Below are 22,357 nucleotides of genomic sequence, written 5' to 3'. Positions count from 1 at the left end.
TCAATGCCCTCCGGAACGTCGGCTGCGCCGCGACGAGAGCCTGTCGATGAACAGATTCACACCGATCGTCAGCGTGCCGATGGCCAGCGCCGGAATCACGATGGCGGGCGCGCCTTGATTGAGGCCGCCGATGTTTTCCCGGACCAGCGAGCCGAGGTCGGCGTCGGGCGGTTGAACGCCAAGGCCGAGAAAACTCATGCCGCTGAGCAGCAATACAATGAAGCCGAAGCGCAGGCCCAGATCGGTCAGGACCGGGTTGAGCATGTTCGGCAGGATTTCCACGCAGGCGATGTACAAGCGGCGCTCGCCGCGGGTGCGAGCGACCTGCACGTACTCCAGCGCCTCGATGTTGACCGCCAGACTGCGGGCGATACGGAATGCGCCGGGCGCAAAGCTCAGCACCGCCGTGGTGATCAGCAACATGACCGATGAACCAAACGCAGAGACCATGATCAGCGCCAGCATCTTGCTGGGAATCGAAATGAAGGCGTCCATCAAGCGGCTGATCACTTCATCCAGCCATTTCGGCACCACCACCGCGAGCAGCGCCAGGCTGGTGCCCAGACCGCTCGCCAGCACTGCGGAAATCAGCGCCAGGCCGACAGTGAAACGCGACCCGGCCAACACCCGGCTGAGCATGTCGCGGCCCAGATAGTCGGTGCCGAAGGGGTAGGTGCCACTGATGCTGTCGAAGACGTTGCTGGACACCACTTCACCGACTGGATGGGGGGCCAGCCATACCCCGAACAGCGCCACCAGCAACCAGAAGATGCACACGAACGCACCTGCCAGCCCCAGCCAGGATGTGCTGTGAGCGACCTTGCCTACTGACAGATCAGGAGAGGATGGCGTCGATTTTACAATGAGGTTATTCATTGGGTTCTCAGCCTCGGGTTGGAGAGGATTGCGCACAGGTCGGCTATCAGCACCAGGCCCAGATACGCCGAGCAGAACAACATGGTGCAGGCTTGCACCAGGGCCATGTCCCGGTTAGTCACGGCGTCGACCATCAAACTGGCGACACCGGGATAGTTGAAGATGGTCTCGACAATGACCACACCACCGAGCAAGTACGACAGGCTCAACGCGATGGCGTTGGCGATGGGGCCGATGGCATTGGGCAAAGCATGGCGCAACACGACGCGGACGGGGCTGACGCCTTTCAGGCGGGCCATCTCCACGTAAGGGCTGTCCAGTTGATCGATGACGGCCGCGCGGGTCATGCGCGCCATTTGCGCGACGATCACGCAGCACAGGGTCATTACCGGCAGCGCATAGGTGCGGATGAATTCCAGAGGGGAGTGGGTATCACTGGCATAGGACAAGGCCGACAGCCAGCCCAGGTTAACCGCGAAGATCAGCACCGCGAGGGTTGCCACCAGGAACTCCGGAACGGCAACCAGCGCCAGGGTGATGAAACTCAGCGCGCTGTCCAGACGCCCGCCACGGCCCATGGCCGAACCGATACCCAGCACCAGCGCGACCGGCACGGACACCAGCGCAGTGGCCCCGGCCAGCATCAAGGTATTGGGGAAGCGCCCGCCGACCAGTTCGGCAACCGACATGGCGTTGGACGCTGACTCGCCAAAATTGCCACTGAGCAGGTTCATCAACCAGCTCAGGTAGCGCACCACACCCGGCTGATCCAGGCCCATTTTTATCCGCAATGCCGCGACCTGTTCAGGCGTCGCGAATTGCCCGAGGGCTGCTTGAGCCGCGTCGCCGGGTAGCACCGCCGTAATGGCGAAGACCACCATGGAAACGATCAGCAGGGTCAGGATCGCAGCGCCGAAGCGTCTGCCGATCAACCAAAGTGTGTTGCTATTCATGGCATTGCTCCGGCAAAAGAAAAGCTACCCGCAATCAAGCGTCCAGCCAGATCTGCTCGCTGAACATGTAGCCCATGAAGCCGCCGAGCGGGTTGCTGCCATAGCCTTTGATGCGCTTGTCGACACCGTCGATGTTGCTGATGAACACCGGTATGCCGATCCCACAATGGTCGTGAACCAAGGTTTGCATGTCGCCATACATCTTGGTGCGCTTGGCTTCATCGGTTTCGCCGCGTGCCAGCATCAGCAACTGATCGAACTGGTCGTTCTTCCAGGCCGATTCGTTCCATGGAGCCGAGGACTGGAAGAACTGCGAGAAGATCACGTCAGCGTTAGGCCGCGGGTTGATGTTGCCGAAGCTCAGCGGGTGCTTCATCCAGTGGTTGGACCAGTAGCCATCGCTGGGCAAGCGGTTGACGTTGAGGGTCAGGCCTGCTTCCTTGGCGGATTGTTGCAGCAATACCGCAATGTCCACAGAGCCAGTGGCAGCAGGGGAGGCGGCCACGGCCATCGTAATTTTTTCCATACCGGCTTTTTTCAGGTGGAAACGGGCTTTTTCCGGGTCATACATACGCTGCGGCAGATCAGCATTGAAGTAGCGTGAGCCTGGGGAGATCGGTGTGTCGTTACCCACGCGGGCGTAACCCCGGAACACCGCCGATTTGACCTGCTCTCGATCCAGCAGGTACTTCATGGCCAGAGTGAAGTCCGGGTTTTGTCCCGGCATTTGGTCCTGACGGATGATCAGGTCGGTGTAGTTGCCCGACGGTGCATCGAACACGCTGTGCTTGGCGCTCGCGGCAATACGTGCGGTGGAGCGTGGGTTGACCTCGTTGATCAGATGGACGTCGCCGGACAGTAGCGCGTTGACCCGCGAAGGCTCGTCGCCAATGGCGATGAATTCGATTTCGTCCAGATACGGCAGGCCCGGCTTCCAGTAGTTCGGGTTACGCACGCTGATCGAACGCACGCCCGGCTTGAATTCCTTGACCTTGAACGGTCCGGTGCCGATGCCCTGATTGAAGTCGGTGGTGCCTTCCGGAACGATCAACAGGTGCGACACCGCCAGAATCGACGGCAGTTCGGCGTTGGCGGCGCTGAGGCGGATCTGTACTTCGTTTGCGCCAGTGGCTTTGACTTCGCTGACCTGAGCCATCAACGGCATGACTTTGGAACCGGTCAGCGGGTCTTTGTGGCGGTTCAATGAGAACACCACGTCAGCCGGGGTCAGGGGTTTGCCGTTGTGGAACGTCACGTCTTTGCGCAGGGTGACGGTCCACAGGGTGGCGTCGCTGCTTTCGATGCGCTCGGCCAGTTCCATCTGCGGTACCAGATGTGAGTCGAAGCGAGTCAGGCCGTTGTAGAACATGAAGTGGCGAACATAGTCAGTGGACAGTGCGCCTTTGGCGGGATCGAGGGTGTCAGCGGTAGAACTGGACATGCCTGCTACACGAATACGCCCGCCGGGTTTGCCCTTGCCTGGCGCTGCCGCTTCGTCGGCGAAGACTTTGCCCGCAGCACCGAACAGACTCGTCGCACCGCTGGCGACGACGCCGGCAACGCCCAGCATACGTAATGCATCACGACGTGAAAGACCGCGATTGAGCCCTTCGAATACGCGCAGGCTGTCCTGGCCTGAGATCAATGGGAAATCGTCTTTGTTGTCAGCCATATCAGTTCTACCTGTCGATTAAGGGAATGCATGAGTTGCCCACGGTTGACCGGAGCGTCCTTGAAACGCACACAACGACGGTTAAGCAAAAAATCTAATGCCGGGCATCCTGAAAGCGGTACCACGCGCCCACCAACGGCAGAAACCACGGGGTGCCGAAATGCCCGGGGACGGCTGGCCAATCCAGCTCGCGCCACGGGTTGGCTTGCGGATTGCCATCCATGACGTCGGCCATGACCTGGCCCATGTGGACGGACATCTGTACGCCGTGGCCGCTGTAGCCCATGGAGTAAAAAACACCGTCATGTTCACCCGCGCGCGGCAAACGGTCGGAGGTCATGTCCACCAGACCGCCCCAGCAGTAATCCACTTTGACGTTTGCCAGTTGCGGGAACATCTGCACCATGGCGGCTTGCAGCACCTTGCCGCTTTTCGCGTCAGAGGTGGCATTGGACATGGCGAAGCGGGCCCGGCCGCCGAACAGCAAGCGGTTATCCGGCGTCAGGCGGAAGTAATTGCCGATCATGCGGCTGGTTACGTAGGCGCGATGCTGTGGCAGCAATCGATCGATCAAAGCCTGAGGCAGCACCTCGGTGGCAATCACGAAACTCCCTACCGGCACGATGCGCCGCCGATACCAGCCTGGGCCGCCATGCTGGCAAGCACCGGTCGCCAGCAGGATCTGCCTGGCCTGAATAGAACCTTTGGCGGTATTAAGCAGATAGCCTGAAGCGTTGGCTTTCCAGTTCTTGACGGCGGCACCCTGAAATACCTGCGCGCCGTGACGCACGGCAGCCTCGGCCAGCCCGACGCCAAATCGCCCGACATGCATCTGCACACCGTTGCGCTGCAGCAGACCGCCGTGGAATTCGGCAGAGTCCACCTCGGCGCGTGTCTCTTGGGCAGACAGCAGTTCGACATCCGCGTCCACTTCGCGACGAATCAGCTCGCAGGTGCGGGCCATACTGTCGAAATGCATGGGTTTGGCAGCCAGCTTCAGCTTGCCGTTACGCGTCATGTCACAGGCAATCTGCTCCTGCTCGACCAAGGTGACGACACTCTTCACCGCGCTTTCATACGCCAGGTAATACGCGCGGGCCTGGTCGGCGCCAAGGCTCGCTGTCAGCGCCGAGTAATCCTGCGCTACGCCGGTATTGCACTGTCCGCCGTTGCGGCCGGACGCTTCGCCGATCACTCGGTCAGCCTCCAGCACCACCACACTGGCACCCTTCATCGCCAGGGCGCGCGCCGCCGACAGGCCGGTGAAACCGCCCCCGACAATGGCGACGTCCACCTGGCCTTGCACCGCGCCGGTCTGTGCCCCGGTAAAAGCCGGTGCGGTATCAAGCCAGTAGGATTCACTTCGCATGTCGCTGTCCTTACCTGTGGTGTTGCCGGAAACCGTGGGTGATGAAGATTACAGACCGACCAGCGCAGGCAAACCGCCGATGTCCTTGAGGGTGTGGTAGCCGTAGGACTCGTTGGCAGGCACATCATGGCCTCGGGCAACGAACGCGCGGTTCTTGATCTTCATGTCATGGGCCGGGAACAGGTCGTAACGGAAGCTGGATGAAACGTGCAGTACGTCTTGCGGGCCGCAACCGAGGTTGTCGAGCATGAACTCGAACGCACGAAGGCGAGGCTTGTAGGCCTGGGCCTGTTCAGCGGTGAATACTTTGTGGAACGGCGCGCCGAGCATGTTGACGTTGGACATGATCTGGCTGTCGCTGGCGTTGGAGAAAATTACCAGGGGGATCTTGTCGGCGATTTTCGCCAGGCCTGCGGGTACATCAGCGTGCGGACCCCAGGTTGGAACGGCGTCGTAGTAGATTTGGCCTTCCTGGCGGTATTCGATACCCCAGCGTTTGCAAGTGCGCTCCAGTGCAGTCTTGATGATCTCGTCGTAAGGCACCCAGTCGCCCATGACCTGGTCCAGGCGATAGGCGGAGAAATCCTTGACGAACTCATCCATCCGTTCGGCGGGAACACGGTCAGCGAAGAGCTCGCGAGTCATGGTGCCCATGTGGAAGTTGGTCAACGTGCCGTAGCAATCGAACGTAATGAATTTTGGTCGAAGAAAGCTCATTGAGTGCGGTCCTGAGGTTCGTTAAGTCGAGGCGAGGTCTGCCTGTGCTTCAGGTTTGAAGCGCGTGATGCAACGCAGCACCACACCTTCATTACAACACTGTGAAATCAGCAGATGACGTTAAAAGCGTCGGCTAGTTGATAGAAAACGCCGTTTTAGGGGGCACCCTCAGCACACTTTGCGGAGCGCTCCAGCCTTGGGCGGGCCTCGTGTTTATGCGTCTTTATGGGGATTTTTGGTACTGAGGCAGAGCAAACGCGCTTGCGGCGCAGCACAAACTGCGTAGATCCACTGGGAGCCGAGTCTGCTCGTGAGGCGGTGTGTCAGGCGGGATGTCTCGCGAACAAGTTCGCTCCTACCGTTGCGACGCGGTGTTTCAGGCTTGCCGCTTTCAAGGTAGGAGGCAACGTGTTGGCGAGGCGGTGTGTCAGGCGATGTCTCGCGAACAAGTTCGCTCCTACCGTTGCGACGCGGTGTTTCAGGCTTGCCGCTTTCAAGGTAGGAGGCAACTTGTTGGCGAGGCGGTGTGTCAGGCGGGATGTCTCGCGAACAAGTTCGCTCCTACCGTTGCAGCGCGGTGTTCAGGCCTGTCGCTTTCAAGGTAGGAGGCAACGTGTTGGCGAGGCGGTGTGTCAGGCGATGTCTCGCGAACAAGTTCTCTCCTACCGTTGCGACGCGGTGTTCAGGCTTGTCGCTTTCAAGGTAGGAGACAACTTGTTGGCGAGGCGGTGTGTCAGGGGGGATGTCTCGCGAACAAGTTCGCTCCTACCGTTGCGACGCGGTGTTCCAGGCTTGCCGCTTTCAAGGTAGGAGGCGGTGTGTCAGGCGAGGCGGTGTGAGGCGAGATGTCTCGCGAACAAGTTCGCTCCTACCGTTGCAGCGCGGTGTTCAGGCTTGCCGCTTTGATTCCGTGTTTTTCTGCTATTACTGCGCGATATCGATCAACACGCTTTTAAACCGCAGATTGGCTTCAAACGCCTCACGTCCCAGGTCCTTGCCAATGCCGGAGCGTTTATAGCCGCCAGTCGGCAGGATGTAGTCGTTGCTGCGCCCGTAGCGATTCACCCATACCGTGCCGACTTCCAGCTTGCGAATCAGTCGCAGTGCGCGATTCAGGTCAGCCGTGTGCACGCCCGCACACAAACCATAGATGTCGTGTTCGGCCAGTTGCAGGGCTTGCTCTTCGGTGTCGAATGCCTGAATGGTCAGCACCGGGCCGAAAATTTCTTCGCAGACTGCCGGGCTGTGGCTGTCCACTGCGGTCAGCAATGTCGGCTGGTAATAGGCGCCGCCCATGCCTTCGAACAGCCCGCCACCGGCCAGCACTTCCGCACCCGCCTGACGCGCACGCTGGACGATGTTGTCGATGCGGCTGCCCTGCAGGTGGGAAATGATCGGCGGCAGCGTAGCGTCTGGTGACCAGGTCGGGCCGGGGAGCAAAGAAGCGAAGTAGCCCTGAAGATGCTCAATGAACGGCTCCATGATCGAGCGTTCGATCAATAGCCGCGATCCCGAAACACAAACCTGTCCCGCATTACCGGTAATGGCCAGAGCGACAGTACGAGCCGTCTTGGCCAGGTCAGGAATATCAGCGAACACCAATTGCGGACTTTTACCGCCCAACTCCAGCGTCACGGGTTTGGGGCCCACCAGCGCGCAGGTGGACATGATGCTGGAGCCCGTCGCCGTGGAACCGGTAAAGGTCACTTTCGAGATGCGCGGATGACGACACAGCGCGTCGCCCGTTGTCCGGCCGTCACCCTGTATCACGTTGAACATCCCGGCTGGCAGGCCAGCCTGCACCGCCAGTTCGGCAAAGCGCAGGCTGGAAAATGGCGTCAGTTCCGAAGGTTTGAGTACCACGGCGTTACCGGCTGCCAGGGCCGGGGCGACTTTCCAGTGGCCCATGCTCAGCGGGAAATTCCACGGTGCAATCGCTGCAATCACCCCGTAGGGCTCTGCGATCTGCATGCCCAGGCGGTCGCTTTGGGTCGCCGCTACTTCACCGCCATGCTTGTCCGCCAGCTCGGCGAAAAAGCGAATCCCTTCGGCGACATAAGGAATGTCCCAGGCCAGCACATCTTTATGTGGCCGGGTCGAACCGACCGCTTCCAGCGGACCAAGAGTCGCGCCGTCAGCTTCAATCAAATCGGCCCAGCGCCGCATGACCCGGGCTCGCTCGCGAGGCGGGCGGCTGGCCCAGTCACTGTGCTTGAATGCCTGCCAGGCATTGCTGACCGCTTCGTCCACCATGTCGGCGTCAGCAATCGGCAGTCCGGCATAGACCTGCCCATCGGAGGGGCGCAATACGTCCATGCCTGAATGGGCATCGCGATAACGACCGCCGATGAAGTGCGCGCTGCGAACAGCAATTTGACGAGGATCGAAGCTATCCATGAAGGACTCCAGCCGATAAAAAGCGAGGTGTCCATCCTAGGAAAAAACAGCAAGCATTTGCTGCCGACCTTTGTGTCGTTTTAAGCAGTTACTGTGGTAAACGGCAGCGCGTTTTGCGCAATCTGCCGAATCGTTGCGAGCCTCTTGCCATGAGCGGTGGACAGATGGGATACAGGCGTTATTGCCCCTTTGACCGGAGAGCTTTTCATGGCCGACTCGCAACGTTCTTCCTACTCGTATCGCCCGATGACCGTCGACGATGTTGACGCAGCGCACCAACTTTCCGTCCAGTTGAAATGGCCGCATCGTCGCGAAGACTGGGCGATGCTGCAGCGCGTCAGTCAGGGCTTCGTGGCCGAAGATAAAGGGCGCGTGATCGGCAGTGCATTCACTTGCCATCAGGGGGGATTTTCAACCATTGGCCTGGTGATCGTCAGCGATGAATATCAGGGCAAGGGGATCGGTCGGCAACTGATGAATCTGGCCATTGAGGCAGCCACCCCTCGCACCGCCATTCTCAATGCGACCCTGGCCGGAGCGCCGCTTTATGCGAGTTTGGGGTTTGTGGATTTCGGCAGCGTCGAACAACGTCAGGGGCAGGCGCCGGCCGAAGCACCACCAGCGCCCTCGCTGGCGTTCAGCGAAAGCTGCCGCTCAGTGAGCGAAGCGGATTACCCGCGCCTCTTCGAGTTGGCCAACGCAGGCAGCGGGCTGGATCGCACGCAAGTGCTCAAGGACCTGCTGCCGAGCGTCGAGCACTCGGCAGCTATCGAGCGCAATGGGCAGTTGCAGGCGTTCGCTTTGTTGCGTCCGTTTGGTCGCGGCCTGTGCATCGGCCCGGTGATTGCCCAGAACATGGAACAGGCCAAATATCTGATCAGTCAGTTGCTGTCGCGAGTGCCGTATTCGTTTGTGCGCATAGACATCCCGACTGACAGCGGCCTGGCGGACTGGCTGGATCACGCCGGTCTGAAAGCCGTCGACAGCGTTACGCAAATGGCCAAAGGCGAGGCACCGCAGGCCACTGCGGGCGTCGCACAGTTCGCCCTCGTCACCCAAGCCGTTGGCTAATCCGGAGATTTTTTAATGTCACAGCTAAAAGCTTTGCTGTTGGTCCGCGCTGACGGCAGTCAAATTGATACCTCTTTCAATCACGGTGCCTTGAGCGCGGGCGATCCGTTCTCTGACGTGCGTGAGATTGCTTATGTCGGTGATGATGGCGTGAGTGCCGGTGTGGTCAGTGCCAGTGGTGTGCGCAGCAGTGACGCGTATCCATTCACGGAAATGCTGGTGGTCCACCGTGGCCGTGTCGCCTTGCGCAGTAAGGGTGAAACCCTCGAAGCCGGACCTGGTGAGAGCGTGGTCGTGGAGCAGGGCGTCGCCTGTCAGATTGATGCAGCAGAGGGGAGTCTTTGGGCTTTTTGCGCACTTAGTGGCAGCAAGCCGTCGACACAACCGGCGCTGACCTGGATCGACAAGCGCGTTGCGCTTGCACCGTCGGCAGCCCCCGAGGCCAGCATCCTGATTGGCCCGACACCGCAGTGCCGTTCACACAACGCCTATGAAGACCCGAACAGCTCTTTGCGCATCGGCGTCTGGGATTCGACGCCTTATGCCCGCGGTGGCCGACCGCACAAAGTCCATGAGTTGATGCACTTGATTGAAGGTCAGGTCATGCTCACTGGCGCAGACGGCACAGTACTGACCGTCAAGACCGGCGACACCGTTTTCGTCCCGCAAGGCGCGAGCTGCGCGTGGCAGAGCGATGTGTATGTGCGCAAGTACTATGTGGTGGTTTGATTCTTGGCTCTCATCTCATAGCCACACGAATACCGGATTTGGAATGCATTCATTTGTGGGAGCGGTGCTTGCCCGCGATAAGAGTGACTCGGTCTCGGATAATGAGATGTCCTTATCGCGGGCAAGCCCTGCTCCCACAGGGATTTGCTATCCGCCTGAAGTTGTTACAACGCCCGGTAACTCAGGCTGAACCCCAGCTCTGCCGACTCCCCCTGCCGTAACAACCGCAACCCCGGATGTCCCGGCAAGTGGTGAGCATTTACCGGATGGCTAACAGGCTCAAAGCAGAAAAAATCCAGCCCCGGCGGGCAGAACACCAGAAAGACTTCACTCCCGGTGGCCCGGCATTCAAGCTCATAACCCAAGTCCGGCTGGCTGATCAGGCCATTGCCATCCCATTCGGTAAAACCGTTATCGAGTCGGGTTTGTGGCAGGCTGTTCAGCGAATTGAAGTCCCACTCGGCCGGTATGTTTTCCAATTGAGTGGGCAGCCCGTCTTCATCCGTCAGCCAGACCTGCGAAGCCTTGGCCTGTAACCGGGTTTTGGCAGTGCGTGGCAGATAAGGATGCAAGCCCAGCCCGTGCCAGGCGGCCCGCGAGTCCAGGTGGGTCACCTGCAGCGTGATGCTCAGCGTGCCGTCCTGCAGGCTGAAACGCAGTTGCGCGCGATAAGCGAAAGGGATGCTGCTATTCAATTGCAGGCAGGCATGTTGCGGGCTCTGCTCGATCACCTCCCATGGTTGCTGCCAGGCGCTGCCGTGAATCGGCAACGCATCGTTGGCGCTGTTGGGTTCAAGCGCGAACCAGCCATCAGGGCTTTCAAAACCCCCGTCGCTGATCCGGTTTGACCAGGGCGCCAGCGGATAGCAGGCCAGTTTGCGTGCAGTTCCGGCGCTCAGGGCGTCGTCGTTGCTGGGGCGCAGCAGCGGCTGACCACTGGCAATCACATTCCAGTTAACGATGCTGCCGCCGGTTTGCGGGGCGAGTGTCAGTCGGGTGATGCCATCTTCAAGGGTCAGGATTGCCGGGTGCATGATGATCCGCCGTGTGTGTACAAATAAAGGCTCAAGCCGCTTTGCGACGCCAGGTCAGCAGCACAATGCCGGTGACCACAATCAGACCGCCAATGATCTGGCCGCCGCTGAGCAACTGATCAAGAATTAACCAGCCAAACAACAGACTCGCCACCGGCTCGATGTTCATCACCGGTGCGTTGCGGGCCATGTCCAGACGGTTTACGCAAATGAACAACAGGGAAAATCCCACGCCATAAAGCGTGACCAAGCAGGCCAGAGCAGTCCAGCCGGTGGAGGAAGACGGCAATGAAACACCGCCCGGCAGCACGCCGCTGAAACCCGCCAACGCAGCGGCGCTGAATACGATCAACATGGTCAGCATGCTGCGCACGGTGCCGCGCAGGGACGAGAGTTTATGGTCGGTGATCCACAGCGCGCAGGCGAAAACACCCGCTGCGCCGAAGCCAAAGGCGATCCCTTCAAGCCATTGAGCTTCGGTGCTGTGTTGGCTGGACAGGCGCTCTGGTACGTCCAGTGCGAAGACCAGACCGATCAGAATAAAACCCATCAGCAGGGCGGCACGGCCAGTCGGCTTCGCACCGCCCAAAGCCCAGGTGAGCAAGGCCAGCAGGATGGGGGCAACGTTGGCGATCAGCAACGCCAGCGCTACCGGAATACGGGCAACAGCCGAGTAGATGCAAAAACTTTGTGCGGCGATAAGCAGGCCCAGCAGCAATTGCCAGCGCCAGGTTCGAGCGGTCAGGTTTGGACGTTCCCGCTGCCAGAGCACCAGACCGGTCAGGACCAGCAAGGTCACGCCCGAGCGACACAGAATCGCCAGCAACAGGCCGGTGTCATGGTCGAAGGCGATACGCGCGGCAATGTGGTTGCCTGCGAAAGCACAGGCGAGAAGGGCGAGGAGCACTACAGCGATGTGGCGGGGAAACAAAGCAGGAGCAGACATGAGCAACCAGCCTCCTTGGCTGGGGGCGTAGCAGTAGCCTGTTGGAGCGTGGCTTGCCCGCGAAGAACGATAACTCGGTATGTCTGCAATACCGCAGTGATCCATTCGCGGGCAAGCCTCGCTCCAACGAGGTTTGCGTCAATTTCTCTTACAACACCACACTCGGCAACCACAGGGAGATTGCAGGGATGTAGGTCACCAGCATCAGTACCAGGAACAGCGCCACGTAGAACGGCAGCAGAGCTTTCACGGTGGCTTCGATGGTGACTTTACCCACCGCAGCACCGACGAACAGCACCGCGCCAACCGGCGGTGTGATGAGTCCGATCCCCAGGTTCACCAGCATGATCATGCCGAAGTGCACCGGGTCCACGCCTACACCGACGATCACGGGGAGCAGGATTGGGGTCAGGATCAGGATCAGCGGTGCCATGTCCATCACGGTACCCAGCAGCAGCAACATGACGTTGATGCACATCAGGATCACGTAACGGTTATCCGACAGCGTCAGGAACGCTGTGGTGATCTTCATCGGGATTTCCATCAGCGTCAGGATGTAACCGAAGCTGGCGGCGAAACCGATCAGGATCATCACGATGGAAATGGTACGCGCTGCCCGGTGCATCAGCTTGGGCAGGTCACGCCATTTGTAGTCGCGGTAGATGAACATGGTGACGAAGAACGACCAGACCACGGCAATCGCTGCCGACTCGGTCGCCGTGAAAATACCCGACAGAATACCGCCGAGGATGATGACCATGGCCATCAGACCCCAGAGGGCTTCACCGGCGATTTTGATCGCCTGACGCAGCGGGATTACTTCACCTTTCGGGTAGTTACGCTTGCGGGCGAAGATCATGCACAGGCCCATCATCACAGCGCTGAGCAACAGGCCCGGTCCGATACCGGCCATGAACAGCGACGCAATGGAGACCGTGCCGCCAGCCGCCAGCGAGTACAGCACCGAGTTGTGGCTCGGTGGTGTCAGCAAGGCTTGAACCGAGCCGCTGACTGTGACCGCTGTGGAGTAGTCACGAGGGTAGCCAGCACGTTCCATTTCCGGAATCAGTACCGAACCTACCGAGGCAGTGTCCGCAACCGAGGAGCCGGAGATGGCGCCGAAGAAGGTCGAAGCAACGATGTTCACCAGCGACAGACCGCCGCGCACGAAACCGACCAGTACCGCAGCAAACGCCACCAACCTTCGTGACATGCCGCCTTCGGCCATGATCGCGCCCGCGAGCACGAAGAACGGAATCGCCAACAGCGAGAATTTGTTCACGCCGCCTGCGATCTGGATCATCAGCGCGTCTGCTGGAATATCAATCCACCATGCACCGATCAGCGCGGAAAGACCCAACGCGTAAGCGACCGGCATGCCGATCAGGATCAGCGCGATAAAGCTGCCTAACAGTATTAAAGCGTCCATTTATGCGGCCCCTTCACTTTCTTCAATCACATCGAACCGCATGACAGCCCGGTGGCTTTGGTCGCCCAGAAAAAGTCTTTCAAGGACAAAAATCAGGGTCACGATGCCGCCAATGGGAATGGGCAGGTACGAGATGCCAACACGCAGGAACGGCAGCTCCCCGATGTATTGATTCCAGGTGGTACCGCAGAGCTTGAAGCCTTTGATAATCATGAACAGCGCAACGGTTGCCATCAAAACTTGCACCACCACCGCGGCAACTTTGCGTACCTGAGCCGGCATACGATCGACTGCCATGGAGACGGCCATGTGCGCACCGGCACGGTAGCTGGCAGCTGCACCGAAGAAGGTGAATACCACCATCAGCAGAATGGCGGTGGGTTCAGGCCAGCTGGAACCGCTGCCCAGTACGTATCGGGCAAAAATGCCCCACGGAATAATCAGCGTCATGATCAGAATCGACATACCGGCGATCCCGACACAGACTCGGTAAAGAACGTCGTTGAAGCGCAGCAGCGTATTTTTCATGGAGGCTCACCACAGCGGCGGCGAACGAGCTTGCGCTCGCCCCCGCGGCGTTATCGGACTGGCTTATAGGGCTGCTTGGTGGTTACTTGGCTGCGGCCAGAGACGCGTCGGTTTGCACGGCCTCGATGCGGCTGATCAAGTCTTTGTACGGCGCACCGAACTTGTCGCGAACCGGCTGGGTGGCGTCATAGAACGCTTTTTTCTGCTCAGGCGTCAGGGTGATGAATTCCACGCCAGCGGCCTTGAGTTTGGTTTCCGCATCTGCAGAAGACTTGTCCCACAGCACGCGCTCTTCGGCCTGTGCTTCACGGGCCAGCTTTTTCACCAGCGCCTGTTGTTCAGGCTTGAGCTTGTTCCAGGTGTCCTTGGCCATCACGATTGGCTCAGGCAGGATCAAGTGCTCGGTGATGGTGAAGAACTTGGCGTTCTGATAGTGGTTGTGCTGGTAGTAAGTCGGCGGGTTGTTCTCTGCACCATCGATGACGCCAGTCTGCAAGGCGCTGAAGATCTCGCCGGTGGCCATGGCGATACCGTTACCGCCCATGTCGTTAATGGTTTCGATGAAGACCGGGTTGCCTTGAACACGGATCTTCATACCCTTCAGGTCGGAGATCTGGCGTACCGGCTTCTTGGTGTACAGGTTGCGAGTGCCGCCATCCATCCAGGCCAGAGCGACCATGTTGAAGTTGGAGTTGGTGATCTTGTCGAGGATTTCCTGACCGATTTCACCGTCGATGATGGTGCGCATGTGCGCCTGATCGCGGAATACGAACGGCAGGTTGAAGACGTTCACGTCAGGCACTACCGGGCCAACGATGCCCAGGCTGACGCGGGTCATCTGGATGGCGTTGCTTTGTACCTGCTCCACCACTTCTTTTTCGGAACCCAGCACGCCACCGGCGTACATCTTGAAGCTGATCTCGCCTTTGGACTGCTCTTCGAGCTTTTTGCCCATGTTCTGTTCGGCCACTACCGGGGCATAACCGGCGGGGTGAACTTCGGCGAATTTGATTTTGACTTCTGCCTGGGCCAGGCCCGACATACAGAAGGCCAGCGGAAGTGCGGCGATGAGAAGCTTGCGTTTGAAATCCATGGATAACTCCAATTTTGTTGTTTTTGTGGTGCTGGTGGATTTGTGTGTGATTCGTTAGCCCTTGAAGGCAGGCTCCTCAAGGCCTCTGACTCCGGGTCTCAGGGCAAAGACGCCACCGGCCAGTGGCTGGTCGCTGATATCGCCACCGGGGCGAATCGAGGTCACGAACAGCGTGTCCAGATTCGATCCGCCAAAGGCGCACATAGTGGGTTTCTTCACCGGCACAACCAGTGATTGGTCAAGCTTGCCAGCCGGTGTGAAGCGGTGAATCAGCCCGGCATCATTGCCGCAGATCCAGTAACAGCCTTCGGCATCGACCGCTGCACCATCAGGGCGGCCCAGATAGTGATTCATGTCTACGAAGAGGCGGCGGTTGTGGGGTGTGCCGCTGTCGGTGTCGTAATCGAACGCCCAGATCTTTTGCACGCCGGGGTGCGAGTCGGACAAGTACAGGGTCTTGCCGTCCGGGCTGAACGCCAGACCATTGGGCACGATGAAGTTGGTGAGTTGTGCCGTGAGCGTTTCGCTCTGGCCTGCGCTGTAGCGGTACATCGCGCCGACCGATGCACCTGCGCCCATGTCCATCAACATGGTGCCCGCCCAGAAACGGCCTTGGCGATCACAGCGCCCATCGTTGAAGCGCATGCCAGGCAACGCATGCTCAACGCTGGCTAGAGAAGTGCTGCTCAAGGTGCCGTTGGCTGTTTCAGTCAGGCGATACAGACCGTCTTCCATGCCGGCAATCCAGTCGCCATTGTCATAACGGGCGATGCAGGCAAGCATTTGCGGTGCTTTCCAGCTTTGGCTGCTTTCATCGGCCGGATCCCAGCGATGCAGCATGCCAGCCGGGATATCGACCCAGTACAGGGCCTGTTCCCTGGCGCTCCACACAGGACTTTCGCCTGTCGCGTTTTTTGCGTCGAGAATCAATTCAGCATCCATGTCGCCCTGTCCTTTTATTATTTTTTTATCGGTGTTCAGTCGTCGCCGAAAGGTCCTGATGCAACGAAGGCGCCGCCCTGGTAAACCATCGCAGGGTCGTCAGCGGCTGGCATGGGCTGCGCTTCAACCTTGTCACGAAACTGTTCCGAGCTGTCCTTGGGGTGGTAACCAAGATGGGCTGCGTAACGGTTATCCCACCACACGTTGCGGTTGGCGGAAGCGCCGTAAACAATGGTGTGGCCGACGTCCGTCGCATACAGCGAACGCTCGATGAGCTGCGTCAGGTCGTCGAAGCTTAGCCAGGTGCTCATCATTCGGCGGTTTTGTGGTTCCGGGAACGACGAGCCAATGCGGATGCTCACGGTTTCAATGCCGTAGCGGTCGAAATAGAAGCTCGCCATGTCTTCGCCGTAGGATTTGGACAGGCCGTAGTAGCTGTCCGGGCGGCGAGGGGAGAGCGCGTCGATGGTTTCATCCTGCTTGTAGAAACCGATGACATGGTTGGAACTTGCAAAAATGATGCGCTTCACGCCGTGGCGGCGTGCGGCTTCGTAGATGTGGAACACGCCACTGATGTTCGCGCCGAGGATCTCCTCGAACGGACGCTCCACCGAGACGCCACCGAAATGCAGGATTGCGTCTACGCCTTCAACCAATTGATGAACGGCTTGCTTGTCGGAGAGATCGCAGGGTTGTACTTCTTCGCTTGCGTCAATGGCGGGGGCCATTTCGCTGATATCGGACAGTCGCAGGACCTTGGCGTAAGGCCGCAGACTTTGCCGCAGAACCTTGCCCAGACCGCCTGCTGCGCCTGTCAGAAGCAAGCGATTGAAGGGAGTTTGGGCGGTATGAGTCGTTGTCATGAGAGTCCCTTGCCGTTCTTATTAGTTGTCATCTGTTGTCGTATGACTTCCGGTGATTATTTGCAGTCGCTTATGGCTTTGTCAACGCGACTTAGGTCGAAATGATGGATCTGAATTCTGTGGTAATCCCTGTGGGAGCGGTGCTTGCCCGCGATAAGGGCGACGCGGTTAAGGATAAATCGCGTCGCCCTTATCGCGGGCAAGCACCGCTCCCACAGGGTGTTCGCTCAAATCTCGCGTATCACCTTAAGTTCACAGCAACGACAGCGGATAGCTGATGAATATCCGGTTTTCGTCGAACTCGTTGGTGCTGAAGTCGCGACGAATGGAAGAGTTACGCCACCGGAAGTTCAGGCTCTTGAACGTGCCGCTTTGTACGGTGTACGCGAGCTCTGATTCTCGGCCCCATTCCTTGCCATCGGTGATCGCGCCAGTGTGTACGTTGTCACCGCTGATGTACCTGTTCATCAGGGTCATGCCCGGTACGCCGAGGACAGCGAAGTCCAGGTCGTGACGCAGTTGCCAGGATTTTTCCTTCGCGTTGTCATAGCTGGCGTTGTAGCTGTCGTTTGCCAGCGTACCGCCGCTGGTCCCGTTGACCCGGAACCAGCCGTCATCGCCACTCACTTTCTGCAAGCCGACGTACAAGGTGTTGCCCTTGTATTTGGCCGACAGCAGGGCGTACGCGGTTTTGTTGTCCAGATCGCCCGCCAGTTTGTTGCCGTCTTCATTACCCCAGAAGTAACCCAGATTGGCGCCCAGCGTCACGTCGCCAATAGGCTGGCTGTGAAGCACGTTGATGAATTTCTGGTTGTAGATGTCTTCAAGCTGGGCGTACCACAGGCCGACCTGGGTGCGCTTTTCATTAAAGGCGTATTCGCCGCCACCAAAGTTGAAGCGATCAGACTGAAAAGCGCCCCGGCCGTTGAGCGACATGTCTTCCATGCTCGCATCGTTACGCGGGCTGTTGCCTCTGAACTGACCGCCGTACAAGGTCAGGCCATCCAGTTCCTTGGAGGTAATCTGCCCGCCACGGAATGTCTGTGGCAGCGAGCGGCCGTCATCCGAGCGCAGGATGGGCAGAACCGGCATCCACTCGCCGACTTTCAATTCGGTCTTGGAAACCTTGGCTTTGGCCGCGACACCCAAGCGTCCGAAATCATCGGCCGGACGACCGTCATCGTGGATCGGCAGCAGCTGTGTACCGCCTGTGCCTTTGCCGCCATCGAGTTTCACCGAGTACATGCCGAGGACATCGATCCCGAAACCGACTACGCCTTGGGTAAAACCGGATTTGGCATCAAGGATAAAGCTTTGCGTCCACTCTTCCGCCTTGCCCTGTGCGTTCGCCGGGTTGACGAAGTTACGGTTGAAGTAGGCGTTACGAAAAGTCAGCGTTGCTTTGGTGTCGTCTACAAAGCCTTCGGCCATGCCCATCAGCGGGAACGTCAGGCTCATGGTGCCCAGCCCGAGAAGCGCCAGTGAACGCTTGTTTTGAGATCTCATTATTGTTGTGCTCCCATTTTTTTGACAGAGCACTCCCCCTCCGGCACTTGAATGGCCTGTCCTGTGGAGAAGTGCAAGGTGCCCCCATGCCGGGGCTTCAGACTCTGGCCGCTATGCAGACGAGTCTTTGCTTCGAAACGGATTAACCGTCAGCGAATTCTATAAAAGAGGGTTATCCCGGACTTGATCGGGAGCGCAAACGATAGCTACCGCTGGGCACTGGGTGTGCGGGTCGTCTTATGCGTGGGCATTGCGGGGTGCGAACGAGGTTCGTCATACGTGTGCTTCCCTGATTATTGTTATTTTTGTTATCTGTCGTCGTACAACTTTTCGCGATATTTGCAGTCCGCCTGATGTTTGTCAATAAGCCTTTCGGACGTGCGTCGGGTGGTGCAAGTGTCTCCTTGGCGAATGAGTTCGTGAAGAGTCTACGAAAAAACGTAGGACTGGCTTTAGCCGGGAGGACGTCCGGACATCCGCTAAACATATTCGCCAAAAACACCGCTCTCCCGGCTAAAGCCGGTCCTACAAGATCACAAGCAGGCCGGGGGGCTAACTTAGGGTCCCATCAGGACTGTCCCGTCGCTCACAGAGCCCGAATACCGATATGCTCAGTCCCTACGTTTAAAAAGCACGAGCAGACATCATGAAAATTGGCCTGATCTCCGACACCCATGGCCTGTTGCGCCCGCAGGCGCTGGATGCACTCAAAGGTTGTGAACAACTGATTCATGCCGGTGACATTGGCAAGGTTTCGATTCTGGAAGCACTGCGCGCCCTCGCGCCGCTGACTGTGGTGCGCGGCAATAACGATCAGGACGATGCATGGGCTAGCGATGTGCCTTATTCGGCGGTGTTGAAGGTGGAGGGCATCGGCATTTACGTCACTCACATCCCCGCCGAGGTTCCCAAGTCCTTGCCGGACGACATCCGGGTCGTCGTCGTGGGTCACTCTCACAAACCGCTGATCGAACAACGGGACGATGTGCTGTTCATCAACCCGGGCAGCGCCGGGCCCCGGCGGTTCAAACTGCCGATTTCGGTTGCTGTGCTGCATATCGACGAGCAAGGCGTAAGGGCCGAGCTGGTTGAGTTGGCGGTGTGAAGCAGATCTCTACGTTTGGCTGGACTACATCCTTGTAGGAGCTGCCGAAGGCTGCGATGTGTTTTTCCTGACACGCCGTCATCGCAGCCTTTGGCAGCTCCTACACATTGCGTCAGCTCAGGCAATAATGAGCCGTTACTTGGCCACCGGATCCAGCCCGCTTTTTTTGATCGCGTCAGCCGCCGCCAGCGAGCCCAGATATTCCAGCAGCTGTTTAGCCTGTTCCGGATGAGCGCTGCGCGACGAAACCGCACCTGAATACAGGGTCATTTGTTGAGCCTGGTCGGGAATCAAACCAACGATGTCGATGCCTTCCACCTGCTTGAGCTCGCTCAACTGCTGAAAGCCAAGCTGGGCCTCGCCACGTGCAACCACTTCACCCACTGGAGTGGCAGGAATCATGCGGCTTTTGGTCTGCATCAGCTCACCAATATGCATCTGATTGAAGAGCACACGGGACAGGTAAACGCCGCTGGCACTGTCTGAATAAGCGATGGATGTTGAGTCGATCAGCGTCTGCTTGAAGGCTTCCATGGTGCTGATATCAGGCTTGGGAGCGCCGTGACGCACCGCCATGGCGATGTAGGATTTACCCAGATCGACGCGGCTCTTGGGGTCGATCTGGCCGTTCTTGATCAGTTTATCCAGCGCCGAGCCAACCATCAGTACAACGTCCGCGGGTTCATTGCGGGCCAGGCGGTTAGGTATCGCTTGCGGCGTAGCACCCATTGACGGCGCAGCCTCCGCCACCAGACGCACGCCCGTGCGCTGCTCATAATCGCTACTGATCGCGTTGAACGCGCCCATGATGCCGCCGGAACTGAGAACCACTAGAGAAACAGGCTTGGCTGCCGTCGCGGCGCTGACCAGCGCCACAGGAGAGAAGGAAAGGACGGCGCCGAGCAGGCAGGAAAGAATTTTTTGCATGTGAAGATAGACCTTGCAGTGGAAGAAACCCGACGATTATGTGGCAAAGCCCTCAATAATGCGCGTCTATCGGTTGAGAGCAGAAACCTTGAGTCAGGCGGAGTCAAGCAAGTACCGATTGTCTACCTGCGTCATGTGAGAATGTTGGAGGGCGTATCGGAAAGTACGAACTTCAGAAACGCTCAAGCCCGGCAATTAGCCGGGCTTGAGGTATACAACGACTGCTTGTCGAGGGTCAGACCTTGAAGTGGCTGACCAGCATTTGCAGCTGATTACCCAGACGGGCAAGTTCAACGCTGGATGCGGCAGTTTCTTCGCTGGCCGAAGCGGTCTGCTCGGAAACATCGCGCACGTTGATGATGCTGCGGCTGATCTCTTCGGCTACCGCGCTTTGCTCTTCAGCCGCGGCGGCGATCTGCTGGTTCATCGCCTGAATGTTGGAAACCGTCAGGGTGATGCTTTCCAGCGATGTACCGGCCTTGCGAGTCAGGGTCACGCTGCTTTCAGTCAGTTCACGGCTGCTGAGCATGATGCTTGAGACCTGACGGGTACCGTTCTGCAAACCAGCGACCAGGGCTTCGATTTCCTCGGTGGATTTCTGTGTGCGCTGCGCCAGGCCGCGCACTTCGTCAGCCACTACCGCAAAACCACGTCCGGCTTCACCGGCACGAGCCGCTTCGATCGCAGCGTTGAGGGCCAGCAGGTTGGTTTGTTCAGCGACCGCCTTGATCACATCCATGACCTTGCCGATCTTGTCGCTTTCCTGCTCAAGTTGAGTCATGGCGTCGGTGGAACGGACGACTTCAGCTGCCAGACGTTCGATCTGTACGATGGCTTCGCCTACGACCTTGTCGCCGTTGCGTGCTTCTTTATCGGCGACCGATGCGGCTTGGGATGCCTGTTCGGCGTTACGTGCAACTTCCTGCACTGTGGCCGACATTTCGTGCATGGCGGTGGCGACTTGATCAGTCTCGACCTTCTGGCTGTTTACACCGGCGCTGGTCTGTTCGGTAACGGCGGAGAGTTCTTCAGCTGCGCTGGCAATTTGCACAACGCTGTCACGAATGTTACCGATCAGGTCGCGCAGCGTGGTGCCCATGCGCTGGATGCCTTGTTGCAGCTCACCCAATTCGTCACGGCGGGTCACAACCATGGTGTGCGACAGATCACCAGAGCCGATGCGCTCTACAACTTCCAGGGTGTCCTTCAGAGGACGGGTAATCTGACGCGTGATGATAATCGCTGCCAAAACACCCAGCACGAGTGCGAGCAAGGTGCAGATCAACTGCATATTGCGGGCGTCGGCGCTCTCGATGTCACGGCGGTCCAGCTGGATTTTGTACATGTCATCGCTGAGTTTGACGATGGTCGCGCCCTGGGTCGTCATGTTCTTGCGCAATACAGCAAGGTTGCCAATGGTGGTCTTGAAGGCCATCAACGAGTTGCGGTACTCGCTCAGTTCGGTTTCCAGCTGCTTGAGTCGTTCAGCCTGGACGCCGCCAAAAGTCGATTGTGTAGCTTGCAGGCCTTTGATCGCGTTCTCGATCTCGCTCAATGCTTTCTGTTCGTTCTCCGGAGTGGTGCTGCCGGTGTAGCCACGCGTCGCGTAACGCGCCAGCATCAGGTCCTGTTTGACCTTGCTGATGGCTTGATACTGCTCGAATCGGCGCTCGTCGTCCGCACCGAGGTTCAGTACATCTGCGTAAAGCTGATCAACCAGCGCATTGCCTTTATCTGCATGGCCGCCCATTGAATCACGTGCGCTGTTACTGGCCTTGTAGCCAGCCCGCATGTCAGCGAGGCCTTTTTCGTATTCGGCGATGACGGTGCTCAGTTGTTTCAAAAGCGCGATATTCTCCGGGCTCTTGAAGCTTTTCAGCAGTTTTTCCTGCTGAGCCTTGAAGCCGTCCAGGGCCACCTGAACGCTCTGGGCCACGGCGTCGTCGCCGTCGGCAACCATGTATTGCAGGCGTGCTACCCGCAATTTGGTCAATTGGGCATTGAGCTCGGTGATGTCACTCATCCAGTTGCTACGGTCGATGAGTTTGCTCAGGCTGTTCCAGCCAGTCAGAGCGAGAATGGCAGTAAAAACAAGCACCAGCCCAAAACCGAGGGCGAGCTTCATGTTGACGCTGATGTTGGCAAACCAGCTGTTCATTGTGTTTCTCCACGATTTTTTTGCTTGGAAGATCAATCACAG

At 58.5% G+C, this 22,357-nt stretch carries 19 protein-coding genes; 3 read left to right on the top strand and 16 right to left on the bottom strand.

The genetic code is table 11. The features are described from left to right. The 6 genes from CKW31_RS19290 to CKW31_RS19265 all read right to left on the bottom strand — a co-directional run bounded on the left by CKW31_RS19290 (position 1) and on the right by CKW31_RS19265 (position 7,984). Positions 1–876, bottom strand: coding sequence for an ABC transporter permease (locus CKW31_RS19290; RefSeq protein ID WP_095098592.1), 876 nt, complete (start codon positions 874–876; stop codon positions 1–3). After that, complete coding sequence (locus tag CKW31_RS19285) at positions 873–1,829, bottom strand: ABC transporter permease (protein ID WP_095098589.1); 957 nt, start codon at positions 1,827–1,829, stop codon at positions 873–875. The genes CKW31_RS19290 and CKW31_RS19285 overlap by 4 nt, the downstream gene beginning before the upstream one ends. A 34-nt stretch (positions 1,830–1,863) precedes the next feature. Next, positions 1,864–3,501, bottom strand: a complete 1,638-nt coding sequence (locus CKW31_RS19280; RefSeq protein WP_095098586.1) for an ABC transporter substrate-binding protein — start codon at positions 3,499–3,501, stop codon at positions 1,864–1,866. A 94-nt stretch (positions 3,502–3,595) separates the two neighbouring features. Further along, positions 3,596–4,870, bottom strand: a complete 1,275-nt coding sequence (locus CKW31_RS19275; RefSeq protein WP_095098583.1) for an FAD-binding oxidoreductase — start codon at positions 4,868–4,870, stop codon at positions 3,596–3,598. A gap of 48 nt (positions 4,871–4,918) precedes the next feature. Further along, positions 4,919–5,587 carry a haloacid dehalogenase type II gene (locus CKW31_RS19270; protein ID WP_095098580.1) on the bottom strand — a complete coding sequence of 223 codons (669 nt, stop codon included), beginning with the start codon at positions 5,585–5,587 and terminating at the stop codon, positions 4,919–4,921. 924 nt (positions 5,588–6,511) lie between these two features. After that, positions 6,512–7,984 (bottom strand): aldehyde dehydrogenase, encoded by a 1,473-nt coding sequence (locus tag CKW31_RS19265; RefSeq protein ID WP_095098577.1) that lies wholly within the window; start codon positions 7,982–7,984, stop codon positions 6,512–6,514. Between the two features lie 207 nt (positions 7,985–8,191). Between CKW31_RS19265 and CKW31_RS19260 the strand changes: the two genes are divergently transcribed. Both CKW31_RS19260 and CKW31_RS19255 read left to right on the top strand, forming a co-directional pair. Continuing rightward, positions 8,192–9,055 (top strand): GNAT family N-acetyltransferase, encoded by an 864-nt coding sequence (locus CKW31_RS19260; RefSeq protein ID WP_095098573.1) that lies wholly within the window; start codon positions 8,192–8,194, stop codon positions 9,053–9,055. A gap of 15 nt (positions 9,056–9,070) precedes the next feature. Beyond that, positions 9,071–9,784, top strand: a complete 714-nt coding sequence (locus CKW31_RS19255) for a cupin domain-containing protein (protein WP_095098570.1) — start codon at positions 9,071–9,073, stop codon at positions 9,782–9,784. Positions 9,785–9,948: 164 nt separating this feature from the next. On the opposite strand, the gene CKW31_RS19250 is transcribed toward CKW31_RS19255, so the two are convergent. The 8 genes from CKW31_RS19250 to CKW31_RS19215 form a co-directional block, all read right to left on the bottom strand. After that, positions 9,949–10,818 (bottom strand): aldose 1-epimerase, encoded by an 870-nt coding sequence (locus CKW31_RS19250; RefSeq protein ID WP_095098568.1) that lies wholly within the window; start codon positions 10,816–10,818, stop codon positions 9,949–9,951. Between the two features lie 31 nt (positions 10,819–10,849). Continuing rightward, positions 10,850–11,764 (bottom strand): DMT family transporter, encoded by a 915-nt coding sequence (locus CKW31_RS19245; RefSeq protein ID WP_095098566.1) that lies wholly within the window; start codon positions 11,762–11,764, stop codon positions 10,850–10,852. Between the two features lie 148 nt (positions 11,765–11,912). Further along, the gene (locus CKW31_RS19240) at positions 11,913–13,193 is read right to left on the bottom strand and encodes a TRAP transporter large permease (protein WP_095098564.1); all 1,281 of its coding nucleotides are present in this window, start codon (positions 13,191–13,193) and stop codon (positions 11,913–11,915) included. After that, positions 13,194–13,721, bottom strand: coding sequence for a TRAP transporter small permease (locus tag CKW31_RS19235; RefSeq protein WP_095098560.1), 528 nt, complete (start codon positions 13,719–13,721; stop codon positions 13,194–13,196). An 82-nt stretch (positions 13,722–13,803) separates the two neighbouring features. After that, positions 13,804–14,814: a TRAP transporter substrate-binding protein gene (locus CKW31_RS19230; RefSeq protein ID WP_095098557.1), complete on the bottom strand. Its 1,011-nt coding sequence runs from the start codon at positions 14,812–14,814 to the stop codon at positions 13,804–13,806. A 54-nt stretch (positions 14,815–14,868) separates the two neighbouring features. Then, positions 14,869–15,756, bottom strand: coding sequence for an SMP-30/gluconolactonase/LRE family protein (locus tag CKW31_RS19225; RefSeq protein WP_095098552.1), 888 nt, complete (start codon positions 15,754–15,756; stop codon positions 14,869–14,871). A 35-nt stretch (positions 15,757–15,791) separates the two neighbouring features. Then, on the bottom strand, positions 15,792–16,619 hold the full coding sequence (locus CKW31_RS19220) for an NAD(P)-dependent oxidoreductase (protein WP_095098548.1): 828 nt from the start codon (positions 16,617–16,619) through the stop codon (positions 15,792–15,794). 252 nt (positions 16,620–16,871) lie between these two features. Next, a complete protein-coding gene (locus tag CKW31_RS19215; RefSeq protein ID WP_095098542.1) occupies positions 16,872–18,125 on the bottom strand; it encodes an OprD family porin in 1,254 nt (417 codons plus the stop codon). Positions 18,126–18,771: 646 nt separating this feature from the next. On the opposite strand from CKW31_RS19215, the gene CKW31_RS19210 reads away from it, so the two are divergent. Beyond that, positions 18,772–19,230, top strand: a complete 459-nt coding sequence (locus CKW31_RS19210) for a metallophosphoesterase family protein (RefSeq protein WP_095098537.1) — start codon at positions 18,772–18,774, stop codon at positions 19,228–19,230. 135 nt (positions 19,231–19,365) lie between these two features. Here the strand turns inward: CKW31_RS19210 and CKW31_RS19205 are convergent, their stop codons facing one another. Then, on the bottom strand, positions 19,366–20,157 hold the full coding sequence (locus CKW31_RS19205; RefSeq protein ID WP_095098534.1) for a substrate-binding domain-containing protein: 792 nt from the start codon (positions 20,155–20,157) through the stop codon (positions 19,366–19,368). Positions 20,158–20,392: 235 nt separating this feature from the next. Beyond that, complete coding sequence (locus tag CKW31_RS19200; protein ID WP_371856780.1) at positions 20,393–22,282, bottom strand: methyl-accepting chemotaxis protein; 1,890 nt, start codon at positions 22,280–22,282, stop codon at positions 20,393–20,395. Between the last annotated feature and the right edge of the window lie 75 nt (positions 22,283–22,357).

The sequence above is a fragment of the Pseudomonas sp. Irchel 3A5 genome (genome assembly GCF_900187575.1).
In the GTDB taxonomy this organism is placed as follows: Bacteria; Pseudomonadota; Gammaproteobacteria; order Pseudomonadales; family Pseudomonadaceae; genus Aquipseudomonas; species Aquipseudomonas folii.
Note: the sequence above shows the minus strand (reverse complement) of the source record. Positions and strands in the feature narration are given on the sequence as shown.

Excerpts from the sequence above, each read along its gene's own strand:
- CKW31_RS19290 (WP_095098592.1), bottom strand. The coding sequence starts at position 876 with ATGAATAACCTCATTGTAAAATCGACGCCATCCTCTCCTGATCTGTCA.
- CKW31_RS19285 (WP_095098589.1), bottom strand. The coding sequence starts at position 1,829 with ATGAATAGCAACACACTTTGGTTGATCGGCAGACGCTTCGGCGCTGCG.
- CKW31_RS19280 (WP_095098586.1), bottom strand. The coding sequence starts at position 3,501 with ATGGCTGACAACAAAGACGATTTCCCATTGATCTCAGGCCAGGACAGC.
- CKW31_RS19275 (WP_095098583.1), bottom strand. The coding sequence starts at position 4,870 with ATGCGAAGTGAATCCTACTGGCTTGATACCGCACCGGCTTTTACCGGG.
- CKW31_RS19270 (WP_095098580.1), bottom strand. The coding sequence starts at position 5,587 with ATGAGCTTTCTTCGACCAAAATTCATTACGTTCGATTGCTACGGCACG.
- CKW31_RS19265 (WP_095098577.1), bottom strand. The coding sequence starts at position 7,984 with ATGGATAGCTTCGATCCTCGTCAAATTGCTGTTCGCAGCGCGCACTTC.
- CKW31_RS19260 (WP_095098573.1), top strand. The coding sequence starts at position 8,192 with ATGGCCGACTCGCAACGTTCTTCCTACTCGTATCGCCCGATGACCGTC.
- CKW31_RS19255 (WP_095098570.1), top strand. The coding sequence starts at position 9,071 with ATGTCACAGCTAAAAGCTTTGCTGTTGGTCCGCGCTGACGGCAGTCAA.
- CKW31_RS19250 (WP_095098568.1), bottom strand. The coding sequence starts at position 10,818 with ATGCACCCGGCAATCCTGACCCTTGAAGATGGCATCACCCGACTGACA.
- CKW31_RS19245 (WP_095098566.1), bottom strand. The coding sequence starts at position 11,764 with ATGTCTGCTCCTGCTTTGTTTCCCCGCCACATCGCTGTAGTGCTCCTC.
- CKW31_RS19240 (WP_095098564.1), bottom strand. The coding sequence starts at position 13,193 with ATGGACGCTTTAATACTGTTAGGCAGCTTTATCGCGCTGATCCTGATC.
- CKW31_RS19235 (WP_095098560.1), bottom strand. The coding sequence starts at position 13,721 with ATGAAAAATACGCTGCTGCGCTTCAACGACGTTCTTTACCGAGTCTGT.
- CKW31_RS19230 (WP_095098557.1), bottom strand. The coding sequence starts at position 14,814 with ATGGATTTCAAACGCAAGCTTCTCATCGCCGCACTTCCGCTGGCCTTC.
- CKW31_RS19225 (WP_095098552.1), bottom strand. The coding sequence starts at position 15,756 with ATGGATGCTGAATTGATTCTCGACGCAAAAAACGCGACAGGCGAAAGT.
- CKW31_RS19220 (WP_095098548.1), bottom strand. The coding sequence starts at position 16,619 with ATGACAACGACTCATACCGCCCAAACTCCCTTCAATCGCTTGCTTCTG.
- CKW31_RS19215 (WP_095098542.1), bottom strand. The coding sequence starts at position 18,125 with ATGAGATCTCAAAACAAGCGTTCACTGGCGCTTCTCGGGCTGGGCACC.
- CKW31_RS19210 (WP_095098537.1), top strand. The coding sequence starts at position 18,772 with ATGAAAATTGGCCTGATCTCCGACACCCATGGCCTGTTGCGCCCGCAG.
- CKW31_RS19205 (WP_095098534.1), bottom strand. The coding sequence starts at position 20,157 with ATGCAAAAAATTCTTTCCTGCCTGCTCGGCGCCGTCCTTTCCTTCTCT.
- CKW31_RS19200 (WP_371856780.1), bottom strand. The coding sequence starts at position 22,282 with ATGAAGCTCGCCCTCGGTTTTGGGCTGGTGCTTGTTTTTACTGCCATT.